9 protein-coding genes are annotated in these 11,676 nt (G+C 60.6%); all 9 read right to left on the bottom strand.

The genetic code is table 11. The annotated features are described in order from the left end of the window. Positions 1-83: 83 nt before the first annotated feature. Positions 84-2,018 (bottom strand): methyl-accepting chemotaxis protein, encoded by a 1,935-nt coding sequence (locus tag HFK74_RS14070; protein WP_180204021.1) that lies wholly within the window; start codon positions 2,016-2,018, stop codon positions 84-86. 151 nt (positions 2,019-2,169) lie between these two features. Further along, positions 2,170-3,459: an adenylosuccinate synthase gene (locus tag HFK74_RS14065; protein ID WP_180204020.1), complete on the bottom strand. Its 1,290-nt coding sequence runs from the start codon at positions 3,457-3,459 to the stop codon at positions 2,170-2,172. A 54-nt stretch (positions 3,460-3,513) separates the two neighbouring features. Continuing rightward, on the bottom strand, positions 3,514-4,701 hold the full coding sequence (locus tag HFK74_RS14060) for an ATP phosphoribosyltransferase regulatory subunit (protein ID WP_008064107.1): 1,188 nt from the start codon (positions 4,699-4,701) through the stop codon (positions 3,514-3,516). A 297-nt stretch (positions 4,702-4,998) separates the two neighbouring features. After that, positions 4,999-5,868, bottom strand: a complete 870-nt coding sequence (gene hflC, locus HFK74_RS14055) for a protease modulator HflC (RefSeq protein ID WP_008064109.1) — start codon at positions 5,866-5,868, stop codon at positions 4,999-5,001. Continuing rightward, entirely contained in the window at positions 5,868-7,040 is a 1,173-nt protein-coding gene (hflK, locus tag HFK74_RS14050; protein ID WP_180204019.1) for an FtsH protease activity modulator HflK, read from the bottom strand. Before hflK ends, hflC begins: the two co-directional genes overlap by 1 nt. Before the next feature lie 96 nt (positions 7,041-7,136). Continuing rightward, positions 7,137-8,438, bottom strand: coding sequence for a ribosome rescue GTPase HflX (hflX, locus tag HFK74_RS14045; RefSeq protein WP_008064113.1), 1,302 nt, complete (start codon positions 8,436-8,438; stop codon positions 7,137-7,139). Positions 8,439-8,450: 12 nt separating this feature from the next. Beyond that, the gene (gene hfq, locus HFK74_RS14040; RefSeq protein WP_007902656.1) at positions 8,451-8,711 is read right to left on the bottom strand and encodes an RNA chaperone Hfq; all 261 of its coding nucleotides are present in this window, start codon (positions 8,709-8,711) and stop codon (positions 8,451-8,453) included. Positions 8,712-8,805: 94 nt separating this feature from the next. Then, positions 8,806-9,777: a tRNA (adenosine(37)-N6)-dimethylallyltransferase MiaA gene (gene miaA / locus HFK74_RS14035; protein ID WP_180204018.1), complete on the bottom strand. Its 972-nt coding sequence runs from the start codon at positions 9,775-9,777 to the stop codon at positions 8,806-8,808. Beyond that, positions 9,777-11,675, bottom strand: a complete 1,899-nt coding sequence (mutL, locus tag HFK74_RS14030; protein WP_177325083.1) for a DNA mismatch repair endonuclease MutL — start codon at positions 11,673-11,675, stop codon at positions 9,777-9,779. The genes miaA and mutL overlap by 1 nt, the downstream gene beginning before the upstream one ends. Between the last annotated feature and the right edge of the window lies 1 nt (position 11,676).

Raw genomic sequence — 11,676 nt, 5'->3', positions numbered from 1 at the left:
AATTTGTGAACGCCGTGAATCAACTGTGGGAGCGAGCCGGCTCCGGGCGGCGTTCCGACGATGGGGCCAGCCCTGGCAACACATTACGCCCTGAACTGCCCCAAGCTCGCTTTCAATTGCGCTGCCAGGCCATCCAGCACCTTGCCACTGGCCGTGGTTTCCACCACCGCCTGGGCCGCCTTCTCGGCTTGCACATGAATGGTCTCGACCCGACCGCGCACCGCCTGGGCTCCCCGGGCCTGATGCTCGGCGGCCTGGGTCGCCAGGCCGATCGCCGTGTGCACCTGTTCAACCGAAGCCTGCACCGATTGCTGCAACCGCGCGCTGTCACGTAGAACCAACAGCCCCTCACTGGCCTGACGCCCGGCCTGGCCGATTGCGGCCACGGCTTCCCGTGCGCCTTGCTGCAACGCCACGATATGCGCCTGGATATCGCCGGTGGAGCTTTGCGTCTTGCTTGCCAACGCGCGCACTTCGTCCGCCACCACCGCAAACCCGCGCCCGGTTTCGCCGGCGCGCGCCGCTTCAATGGCCGCGTTCAGCGCCAGCAGGTTGGTTTGTTCGGCAATCCCGTGAATCACCGTCAGGACCACCTCGATCTGCTCACTCTGCTGCGCCAGGCGCTCGATCACTTGCGCCCCGGTTTCAACCTGGCCAGCCAACGCTTCAATCAGGTTGCCGACTTTCGCCGAAGTCCGGGTGTTTTCGTCAGTGGCCTGACGAATATCCACCACCTGCTTCAAGGCCGCTTGCATGGCCTGGCTTTCAGACTGCGCCTCATCGGCCATTCGCGACAAGGCCCGCAGGCTTTCAGCCACCTCATCGCGCTGCATGCCTGCCGCCGCATCGGCCCCCGCGTTACGCAACGTCATGGCACCGATTTCCACACCGGTACGCTGAGCGACATCACCCGCCTCGCGCACGATCGGCTGCAACTTGTCGACAAAGCGATTGACCGCCGACGCCATGTCGCCGATTTCGTCCTTGCTGCTGATCTGCACGCGCTTGGTCAGGTCGCCCTCACCCGCCGCCAGGTCATCCATGGCGACAATCAGCATCCTCAGACGGTTGACGACTCGACGCCCGAGCACGACCGCCAGCAACAGCAGGACACCAAAACCCACCACCGCCAGACTCACACCAATACGCCAGCGCAGGGTAGTCGCAGCCTCCTGCACGGTAGCAGTGGTATTGGCTTTCATTTCAGCGGCCGTTGCCTGGGCCGATTGCAGACGTGCACCCATGGCTGCTGCGCTGTCAGCCGCCGCACCTTTGAGGCTGTCACCCACCAGCTGGTCGCCACTGGCGATCAACGCCGAGAAGCGCTTATCCAACGCCGCCAGGTCGGCCTCTACCGACGCCGTCGAGACGCCCATCAGGACCTTGCCGATTTCCACGCCATTCGGGTTGATCGAGGCCTCGATGTAGAAGACCGACGGATCGTTCTTCGCCGCATCCAGCACCTTGTCCAGCGCGCGCTCGCCCTGGCCTTTTTCCAAAAGGGCCTTGTTGATCGGGTTTTCCCGGTTGAGGTAGCGCGTCAGATGCTGGCCCGTGGCGTCGTCATACACCACGAACAGGACGTTGGGGTTGCGCTGGGCCCGACGAGCGAACTCGGACAAGGTCGGCACGTCGTTGTCCCACATGGCGCGCGGCGCCACCGAAGCCAGAAGCTGCGCCATGTCGCTGGCGGAGTCCTTCAGGTCTTTTTCCAGGGTCGAACGCAACTGCGCCTGCTCATCCTTCAGTCGCGTAGACAAGCCAGCCGTAAGGCGTTGACGCGTACTGGCGGACAGGCTGTCGAGGCTCGACGTGACTTCACGTCCCGCCTGCTCGAGCTCACCGGAAAGTTTTTGACTGTCCGCGCCCAGGCGCTGAGCAAGATCGGCTTCCAGCGCCGTCACGGTGCTGCGAGTCAGCGCGACCGCCACCAGTACCTGCACCAAAAGGGCGATACCAAGGGTAACGAACACGGGCCGCAACAAACGGCTTTGTAACAATGAGAGAACGGCCGACACTTGAAATCCCTCTGCATTAGCGCCATTAAATTGATGGCACGCCCGAAAGTGACACGTTAGGCAAAGCTAATAGCAAAGGTCATGCCGTACGACAGGCATAAACGACAAAGGCCCCTATCAAGGAGCCTTTGTGTTTTACATCAACAGCTTATCAAGCGAACGGATGACGCAGAACGATGGTCTCGTTGCGGTCCGGGCCCGTCGAAATAATGTCGATCGGCGCGCCGATCAGCTCTTCAACACGCTTGATGTAGGCACGGGCGTTGGCCGGCAGCTCTTCCAGAGTCTTGGCGCCCACGGTCGATTCGGTCCAGCCCGGCACTTCTTCGTACACAGGCTGCAGGCCTACGTAGCTGTCGGCGTCGGTTGGGGCAACGTCATTGCCGTTTGCGTCTTTGTAGCCGACGCAGATATTGATGGTTTCCAGACCGTCGAGTACGTCCAGCTTGGTCAGGCAGATGCCCGAGATGCTGTTTACATCGATAGCGCGACGCAGGATAACGGCGTCAAACCAGCCGCAACGACGAGCACGACCGGTGGTTGCGCCGAACTCGTGACCCTGCTTGGCCAGGTGAGCGCCGACTTCGTCGAACAGCTCAGTCGGGAAAGGACCCGAACCTACACGCGTGGTGTAAGCCTTGGTGATGCCCAGGATGTAGTCCAGGAACATAGGGCCAACACCCGAACCGGTAGCAACGCCGCCAGCCGTGGTGTTAGAGCTGGTCACGTACGGGTAGGTACCATGGTCGATGTCCAGCAGGGAGCCTTGGGCGCCTTCGAACATGATGTCCTTGCCAGCGCGACGCAGGCCGTGCAGCTCGGCAGTCACGTCCAGCATCAGCGGCTTGAGCAGCTCAGCGTATTCTTTGCATTCGGCCAGGGTCTTTTCGAATTCGATGGCTGGCTCTTTGTAGTAACCCACCAGCATGAAGTTGTGGTAATCCACCAGCTCACGCAGCTTGTCTTCAAAGCGCGGCATGTTGAGCAGGTCGCCCACACGCAGACCACGACGTGCAACCTTGTCTTCGTAGGCCGGACCGATGCCGCGACCGGTGGTACCGATCTTCAGCTCGCCACGAGCCTTTTCACGGGCCTGATCCAGTGCAACGTGGAAGGACAGGATCAGCGGGCAGGAAGGGCTGATACGCAGGCGCTCGCGCACCGGTACGCCTTTCTCTTCCAGCTTGACGATTTCACGCATCAGGGCGTCAGGTGCAACCACCACGCCGTTGCCGATCAGGCACTGCACGCCTTCGCGCAGTACGCCCGACGGGATCAGGTGCAAGACGGTTTTTTCACCGTCGATCACCAGGGTGTGGCCAGCGTTGTGGCCGCCCTGGTAGCGCACTACGGCGGCAGCATGTTCGGTCAGCAGATCAACGATCTTGCCTTTGCCCTCATCACCCCACTGGGTGCCCAGGACTACGACATTCTTACCCATAACACTTGTCCTCATTCGCGCAAACTTGGTGCCGGCGGCAGCCGGCAGGAAAACTCAAGAAGCCAGTGGCGATACTTGCCAAAGCCCGTTCTGCTGAATCAATTGCCGGTCGCAGTCCGCTTCACGGGCGGCGGCCAAAGGTTGTCCAGGCAAGGCCTGGACGACACGCTGACCCTCACTGCGCAACTGGCAAACCTGCTGCCAGAGTGCCGCATCCGTACTGTCAGGCATCCAGATACCGCCAGACGGTAGCTCGATCTCAGCACGCCCCAGGGTCACCAGGGTTTTCAAATCGGTAGAGAAGCCGGTTGCCGGACGAGCGCGACCGAAGTCGGCGCCGATGTCGTCGTAACGACCGCCCTGGGCAATGGACTGGCCAACACCCGGCACGAACACGGCGAACACCACACCGGTGTGGTAGTGATAACCGCGCAGCTCGCCCAGGTCGAAGTACAGCGGCAGCTCCGGGAAGCGCACGGACAAACGCTCGGCAATTGCCAGCAAGTCATCCAATGCCGCCAATACTGCAGCCGGGGCCTTGGCCAGACGCTCACGCGCAGCCGCCAGCACTTCACGGCCGCCACACAGGTCGACCAACGCGCGCAGCATGCCCGACAGGTCAGCCGGCAAGCCTTCGGTCAAGGTAATGACCTCATCGATGGCTTTACGTTGCAATGCATCGAACAACTGTTGTTCAACTTCACCGGACAGACCGGCAGCGCGGGCCAGGCCGCGGTAGATACCGACATGCCCCAGGTCCATGTGCACATCCGGCACATCGGCCAGTTGCAGCATGGCGAGCATCAGGCTGATGACTTCCACGTCGCTGCTCGGGCTGGCATCGCCATACAACTCGGCGCCCAGCTGGATCGGGCTGCGCGAGGACGACAAGGCACGCGGCTGGGCATGCAGCACACTGCCGGCGTAGCACAGGCGGCTAGGGCCTTCGCGGCGCAGGGTATGCGCATCGATGCGCGCCACCTGCGGCGTGATGTCGGCACGGAAACCCATCTGCCGGCCCGATTGCGGGTCGATGACCTTGAAGGTACGCAGATCCAGGTCCTGGCCCGCGCCGGTCAGCAGGGATTCCAGGTACTCGATATGGGGAGTCACGACAAACTCGTAACCCCAGCTCTGGAACAGATCCAACACCTGGCGACGCGCAACTTCAATACGCGCCGCTTCCGGTGGCAGTACTTCTTCGATGCCATCTGGCAGTAGCCAGCGGTCTACCGTTGCCATTACGCCTTCCCCTGTATCCGGGCGGCCAGCCCTGGGCCGAGCCCTTGAGTGAAGCAGAAAATGATTGTTCCGCGCAGGAACAACGAAGCGAAACGCCTGCTACCGGCTTCGCCAATCACTTTCCTCGAAAAACCTGTCGAGCATTCAGCTCGGGCACCTGCACAAAACAGCATTCAAACATGCAGACGCAAAAAAGCCGGGAATTTCCCGGCTGCCGCATCATACACACGTTTTCCCAAAGGATCACCCCGCCAGAGGTTTTAGCCGCCCGGCGGGATGAATCAGGTCAACGTTGTATCAAGGCTTGGCTTTTTCCAGGTAATGGAAGAAGTCACTGCTTGGGTCCAGGACCATGACGTCGGATTTGTTCGCGAAGCTTTCACGGTAGGCGCGCAGGCTACGGTAGAACGCGTAGAACTCCTGATCCTGACCGTAGGCCTTGGAGTAGATCGAAGCGGCCTGGGCATCACCGTCACCGCGAATCTCTTCGGATTCACGATAGGCTTCAGCCAACAGCACGCGACGTTGACGATCGGCGTCGGCACGGATGCCTTCAGCCAGTTCGTTACCCTTGGCGCGGTGCTCGCGAGCTTCACGCTCCCGCTCGGTGCTCATACGTTCGAACACGCTGCGGTTCACTTCCTTCGGCAGGTCGATGGTCTTGACCCGAACATCGACAACCTCGATGCCCAGCTCCTTTTCAGCCATCTTGTTCAGCGAAGCAGTGATATCCGCCATCAGCGCATCACGCTCACCGGACACCACTTCGTGCAAGGTGCGCTTACCGAACTGGTCACGCAGGCCCGACTCCAGACGACGGGACAGACGCTCGTCGGCAATCTGCTTAAGACCGGAAGTCGCGGTGTAGAAACGCTCGGCATCCTTCACCCGCCACTTGGCGTAGGCATCGACCATCACGGCTTTCTTTTCCAGCGTCAGGAAGCGTTGCGTCGGTGCATCCAGCGTCATCAGGCGTGCGTCGAATTTACGCACCTGGTTAACGTAAGGCACCTTCACATGCAGGCCTGGCTGAACATCGGTCTGGACCACGCGACCGAACTGCAGCAACACCGCGCGCTCGGTCTGAGCCACGATGTAGAAGCAGTTCCAGGCAGCGATCGCCACGACGACGCCGACAATAAGGGCGATCAGCGATTTATTGCTCATCAGCGACTCTCCCTGGTACGTGCTTGCTGTTGCTGCAGATCAGCTGCCGCACGCGCATTCGCTTCATTGCTGGTGGCTGCCGCGCCGGTCACCTGAGTGCCGGTGCTGCGACCACTTTCGACCATTTTGTCCAGCGGCAGGTACAGCAGGTTGCTCTGGCCATTCTTGTTGCCGGTCACGAGAACCTTGCTGGTGTTACTGAAGACTTCCTGCATGGTGTCCAGGTACAGACGCTGGCGGGTGACTTCAGGTGCCTTGCGGTACTCGGCAACCAGCTTGGTGAAGCGATCGGCTTCACCCTTGGCGCGCGAGACGGTTTCGTCACGGTAGCCATTGGCATCTTCAAGGATGCGCTGGGCCTGACCACGGGCTTCCGGCACGACGCCGTTGGCATAGGTTTCAGCCTGGTTGCGCGAACGCTGCTCGTCTTCACGGGCGCGGATCACGTCATCGAAGGCTTCCTGCACTTCACGCGGTGCCGCTGCGCTCTGTACGTTGACCTGGGTGACGGTGATACCGGTGCGATAGGTATCCATGAAGCGTTGCAGGCGCTCCTTGATTTCGCTGGCCATCAATTCACGACCTTCGGTCAGCACCTGGTCCATCGCGGTGGAACCCACCACATGGCGCAGGGCGCTGTCGGTCGCGTGTTGCAGGCTGATTTCCGGCTGATCGACGCTGAGCACGAAGTCCTGCAGGTTGCTGATCTTGTACTGCACGGTCAGCGGCACTTCGACGATGTTCTCGTCTTCAGTCAGCATTTGACCCTGCTTGGTGTACGCCCGCTCACGCGTGACGTTTTCCATGTACTTCTTGTCGATCGGCGGGAAGTAGATATTCAAGCCCGGGCCGACAGTTTCGTAGTACTTGCCGAAGCGCAGCACCACGGCTTGCTCCTGCTCGTCGACTACGTAGACCGCGCTGTACAGCCACACGGCTGCCAACACGACCAGGCCGATGCCGAGCAAACCGCCGAAGCCGCCGCTCTTGCCCGAACCACCACCGTCATCACCACGTTTCTTACCACCACCGAACAACCCGTTCAGGCTTTCCTGCAGCTTTCGGAAGGCCTCGTCGAGATCTGGCGGCCCCTTGCGATCGCCGTTATTACGGCGTTTACCACCCCAAGGATCCTGATTATTCGAGTTGCCACCCGGCTCATTCCAAGCCATAGCGCTCTCCATCTGATAAAGCAAAGACGCACCCACGGCGCGCCGACCAATGCTACAGAATGCCTGTCACCACGGCACAACCGCTTTCTCAGGCTTTTATTGCAAAGTGTGTTGCTCGATGAATTCCACCGGTTGCAAACCTTCGCGGCTCACCAGCCGATTCAACTCGGCGCGTGGCAAACGAACGGCCAGCAAACTGATGCCTTCATCGTCATGTTCTTCCTTCTGTACCGCACCGAGTTCGAAGAACTGCGCACGCAGTCGAGCAAATCGGTTCGGCAAGCGCAAGGTGCCAACAAACAAATCATCCCCAAGCAGTTCAGCCACGGCCTGCCTGAGCAGGTCCAGACCTGTACCGTCCTTGGCCGACAACCAGACCCGTTGCGGCTTGCCATCGGCATCGCGCTGGATCTGCGGCTCCACGCCCTCGAGCAAATCGAGTTTGTTGTATACCTCAAGGATCGGCAAGTCCTGGGCCCCGATCTCCCCAAGCACCACCATGACCTGTTCAATCTGGGCCATGCGCTCGGGTTCATGGGAGTCGATCACATGCAGCAGCAGGTCGGAATTGCTCGACTCTTCGAGCGTAGCCCGAAATGCCTCGACCAGTTTGTGCGGCAGGTGACGGATGAAACCCACGGTGTCGGCCAGCACGATCGGCCCGAGGTCATCGAGTTCGAGTCGACGCAGGGTCGGGTCGAGGGTGGCGAAGAGTTGGTCGGCGGCGAAAACCTCGGAATCGGTCACCGAGTTGAACAGCGTCGATTTGCCGGCGTTGGTGTAGCCCACCAGTGAAACCGTCGGTATGTCAGCCCGTTTGCGGCCCCGACGCGACTGCTCGCGCTGGCTGCGGACCTTTTCCAGGCGCCCCTTGATCTGCCGCAGGCGAACCCGCAACAGACGCCGGTCGGTTTCCAGCTGGGTTTCACCCGGGCCGCGCAAGCCGATACCGCCCTTCTGCCGCTCAAGGTGAGTCCAGCCGCGAACCAGCCGCGTGCTCATGTACTCAAGCTGGGCCAGTTCAACCTGGAGCTTGCCTTCATGGGTACGGGCGCGTTGGGCGAAGATATCGAGAATCAGGCCCGTGCGGTCGATCACGCGACACTCGAAAGCGCGTTCGAGGTTACGCTCCTGACTGGGCGTGAGGGTGTGATTGAAAATCACCAGATCTACCTGCTCGGCTTTGACCAGGTCGCGTAATTCTTCGACCTTGCCGCTGCCAATCAGGTATTTGGCGGATGGCCGATGACGCGGCACGTTGAAAAACGCGACGGTCTCGGCGCCAGCCGAAATTGCCAACTCCTGAAACTCCTGCGGATCTTCGCGCGCCTCAGGGTCCTGTCCATCCAAGTGAACGAGAATGGCCCGTTCACCACCACCGTGGCGCTCAAAGAACAAAGGAGACTCCTATCAGGCGTTACCTGGCTCAGCATCACCTGCTTCGGATTCGGTTGCGCTAGGCAGACGAATTGGACGAACCGGCACTACTGTAGAGATAGCGTGTTTGTAGACCATTTGGCTGACGGTGTTTTTCAGCAGGATAACGAATTGGTCGAAAGACTCGATCGTACCTTGCAGTTTGATCCCGTTGACCAGGTAGATAGACACCCCAACTTTCTCTTTACGTAAAGTATTCAAGTAAGGGTCTTGTAGCGAATGCCCTTTTGACATGTGCCGCACTCCTTTAAGGATTCAATATAAAAAAATAGGTAATCAGATGGCTTTGGCCGCCCCACCCCCAAGGATAGACGGCAATTGCAAGGACTCAGCTCAATATGGAGATGGTCCCAAGGTATTTCAAGGCGCGCGGCAGATTGTCGCAATCGAGACTGTCCAACCAGTGTAAATCAGCCCAACTGCGAAGCCAGGTGAACTGGCGCTTCGCCAATTGGCGCGTGGCAATGATTCCACGCTCCTGCATCTCGGCTGACGTCAGCTTGCCATCCAGGTAATCCCAGACTTGGCGGTAGCCCACCGCACGTATAGACGGCAACCCGGTATGCAGGTCACTTCTATTACGCAGGGCTAGGACCTCGTCGATGAATCCCTGTTCCAACATTAAGGTGAATCTTTGTTTAATTCGCTCGTGCAGTACCTGGCGATTCGCCGGAGCAATGGCCAAGTTCGCGACAGTATAGGGCAATTGTTGCCGTCCCGAAGCGGCTGCTTCAGTACTTTGCGCAGATTGTTGCAAGCGAAGCTCAGTCATGCTCTGACCGCTGACACGATAAACTTCCAGCGCACGACTCAAACGCTGCGGATCGTTCGGATGAATACGTGCCGCGGAAACCGGGTCAATGACCGCCAATTGGTCATGTAACGCCTGCCAGCCAAGGCGCGCAGCCTCTTCCTCGATCTGCGCGCGGACCTCCGGGTCGGCGGCCGGCATATCCGCAAGCCCTTCGACCAAGGCCTTGTAATAGAGCATTGTGCCGCCGACCAGCAGCGGAATCTTGCCCCGTGCGGTGATGTCGGCCATGGCTTGCAGGGCATCGCGACGGAAATCCGCGGCCGAATAAGCCTCCGCCGGGTCGAGAATATCGATCAAACGGTGCGGAAACTCTGCCAACAGCGCTTTTGACGGCTTGGCGGTGCCGATGTCCATGCCGCGGTAGACCAACGCCGAATCGACACTGATCAGCTCGCAAGGCAGGACTTTGGTGAGCTCGATGGCCAGGTCGGTCTTGCCGGCGGCGGTCGGGCCCATCAGGAAAATCGCAGGGGGGAACTGGCTCATCAACGACCGCGCAAGAACAGTTTGTCCAGATCGTCCAGGCCCAATTGGGTCCAGGTCGGTCGGCCATGGTTGCATTGACCGCTGCGTTCGGTGTTTTCCATGTCACGCAGCAGACCGTTCATTTCCGGCAGGGCCAGGCGCCGATTGGCCCGGACCGCACCGTGGCAGGCCATGGTGCCGAGCAGTTCGTTCAGATGCGCCTGAATCCGGTCGCTGGTGCCATATTCCATCAAGTCGGCCAATACGTCACCCACCAGGCGATTGGCCTCAGCCTGCTTGAGCAGGGCCGGTATCTGCCGAATGGCCAGGGTTTCCGGGCCCAGGCGCTGCAGCTCGAAGCCCAGGCGCTGGAACCAGGCGACGTGCTCTTCGGCGCAATCGGCTTCACGCTGGCTGAGCGCCAGGGTTTCCGGCACCAGCAGCGGTTGCCCGCTCAAGCCTTCGCTGGCCATGGCGACTTTCAGGCGTTCATACATGATCCGCTCGTGAGCGGCATGCATGTCCACCAGCACCAACCCCTGGGCGTTTTCCGAAAGGATGTAGATGCCTTTGAGCTGCGCCAGTGCATAGCCCAGCGGCGGGATGTCGTCCTGGCCGGCTGGCAGCGCTACCGCGTTGGCCTCGGGCAACGGCGCGAAAAACTCGCGATAGGCGGCCTGTGCCTCGGCAGCCGGAACAGCCGACTGTGGGCGCGGGGTGTATTGATACTGGTATCCGGCCCCAGCACCCGAACCGGCCGGCGCATTGAACGAAGGCTGGGCCTGAGGCTGCTCCAGCAGCGCATTGGCAGCCAGGCGCATTTCACCCTGCGGGCCGAACTCACCGGCCTCGAGGCCCGTAGGCCGCACTACGGCTGTCGCAACCGGGGCCGCCAGATGATCATCCGGTCGCACATCGCCCAAGGCACGGTGCAAGGTGCCATAGAGAAAATCGTGAACCATGCGCCCTTCACGGAAGCGCACTTCGTGCTTGGTGGGGTGCACGTTGACGTCGACGCCCGTCGGATCGACCTCGAAGAACAGCACGAACGTCGGATGCCGGCCGTTGAACAGGACGTCGCGATAAGCCTGGCGCACGGCGTGTGCCACCAGCTTGTCGCGCACGGCACGGCCATTGACGAAGAAATACTGCAAGTCCGCCTGGCTGCGATTGAAGGTCGGCAACCCTACCCAGCCCCACAGATGCAGGCCATTGCGCTCGATTTCGATCGGCAGCGCCTGCTCCAGGAAACCTGGCCCGCAGATGGCCGCTACGCGTCGGGCGCGAGCCGCATCGTCGCGGGCTTCGTGCAGGCTGAGGATGGTCTTGCCGTTATGGCGCAGATGAAAGGCCACGTCGAACCGCGCCAGGGCCAGGCGCCTGATGACTTCCTGCAGGTGATCGAATTCGGTTTTTTCGGTCTTGAGAAACTTGCGGCGTGCCGGGGTATTGAAGAACAGGTCGCGCACTTCGACCGACGTACCCACCGGATGCGCCGCAGGCTGCACCCGTGGAGCCATGTCACGGCCTTCGGTTTCGACTTGCCAGGCCTGCTCGGCATCTCGGGTGCGCGACGTCAGGGTCAGGCGCGCCACCGAACTGATCGATGCCAGGGCCTCACCGCGAAAGCCCAGGCTCATGACCTGTTCAAGATCTTCCAGATTGCGGATCTTGCTGGTGGCGTGTCGCGCCAGGGCCAGCGGCAGGTCATCGGCAGAAATGCCGCTGCCATCGTCGCGAACCCGCAGCAACTTGACGCCGCCCTGCTCCACATCGACATCGATGCGCTTGGCGCCGGAATCGAGGCTGTTTTCCAGCAGCTCCTTGATCACCGAAGCCGGACGCTCAACCACCTCGCCAGCGGCGATCTGGTTCGCCAACCGCGGGCTGAGCAGCTCGATACGAGCGCTGTTGTTCACG

This window comes from Pseudomonas sp. SbOxS1 (assembly GCF_013416725.1).
Lineage (GTDB): Bacteria > Pseudomonadota > Gammaproteobacteria > Pseudomonadales > Pseudomonadaceae > Aquipseudomonas.
This window is presented reverse-complemented; position numbering and strand designations above follow the sequence as displayed.